Genomic DNA, 1,330 nt, shown 5'->3' with positions numbered 1-1,330 from the left:
TGTGGCAGCCAGGTTGAATTGTCCGCCGGCGCGCAAAGTAGAAATGTCACTTCAAGCGGCCGCGCGGCACGACGATCAGCCCCGATCTGAGCGGCTGATCCGGTTGCAAGATCAGATCGGGGCGGGTGAGGGCCACCCCTTCGGCTTTAGCTTTGAGACTTTGCGATGACGGATCATTTCGCAGCATCAAGTCGGGAAAGTGCCTTCTCGCGTCGCGCAATCACCGCCGGATCCTGCATGAAATCTTTCCGCCGTCCCGGGCCGCGAGCGCGGCGCACGTAGCCATTCTTGTCGCTGTTGGACTTCACGTCCGGCTTCACCTGCTGATCCTGACGCTCCTTGATATAAGCCAGCACATCGGAAAGCCGCTTGTTCTCGGTGATCGCCGCATGCGTCACCCGCTGGTCCTTGTCAAACACCGTGTAGGGCAGGGAATGCCCCTTCCACCGCACGTCCAATCGACCATCCGCATAGGCATAGGTCTCGACATACCGGCCGACCAGACCGCGTGTCACCTCGGTCTCCTCCAGCATGATCCGCTGGCGCTCGAACGAAAACGTCAGTTGCACGCCAACATAGCGCTGCTCACGTTTGCAGAGAATCTCCTTGAGCCGGTCCGGCATGAGGTTCAGTGGCCGATGCAGGTCCTCCCGCCGGACAGGCGTTCGGGCAAAGCGCGCGTTGTAGCGCTCGATGAAGCCGGGCAGGAAGGCGTTGCCTTCCTCCATATCGTCGATACCCGCCAGCCTTAACTCCTTGACCAGGCGATCTTGCAGCGTTCGGTTCATCCGCTCGACGCGACCTTTGGCCTGGCTGGAGTTTGCACAAAGGATCTCGATGTTTAGCTCGCAAAGCGCCCGGCCGAACTGGGTCATGCCCTGGCCGCCTTTGGCATCCTTCTTCGCCACCCGGAAGACCGAATGCTTGTCGGAATAAAAGGCAATCGGTGCGCCATGACGCTTGAGATACAGCGCCAGTGCCTCGAAGTAGCTGAAGGCGCTTTCCGAGCGCACAAACCGCAACTGCATCAACTTGCCGGTCGCATCGTCGATGAACACCAGCAGCGAGCACGCCGGTCCGCGATCCTCGAACCAGCGATGCTCGGATCCGTCGATCTGCACCAGCTCGCCATAGGCTTCACGCCGCAAGCGCAGCTGATGAAACGTCCGGCGCTGTTGGCGCGACAGCCAAAGGCCGGCCTCCGACATCCATTGGCGCAGCGTCTCGCGTGATACCGTCAGCCCATCATGTTCGGCCAGCTTCTCGGCCGCCAAGGTCGGTCCAAAATCCGCATAACGTTCGCGCACGATCGCAACCGCATAATCGCGCA

General features: G+C 60.7%; 1 protein-coding gene. It reads right to left on the bottom strand.

Going from position 1 to position 1,330, the window contains the following annotated elements; genetic code table 11:
• Window positions 1-173 precede the first annotated feature (173 nt).
• A partial coding sequence (locus tag J2Y48_RS25290; RefSeq protein ID WP_310424396.1) for an ISNCY family transposase occupies window positions 174-1,330 on the bottom strand: 1,157 nt, incomplete at its 5' end.

This window comes from Mycoplana sp. BE70 (genome assembly GCF_031455855.1).
In the GTDB taxonomy this organism is placed as follows: Bacteria; Pseudomonadota; Alphaproteobacteria; order Rhizobiales; family Rhizobiaceae; genus Mycoplana.
The sequence above is the reverse complement of the archived record's forward strand: the minus strand, read 5'-3'. Positions and strand labels throughout refer to the sequence as shown.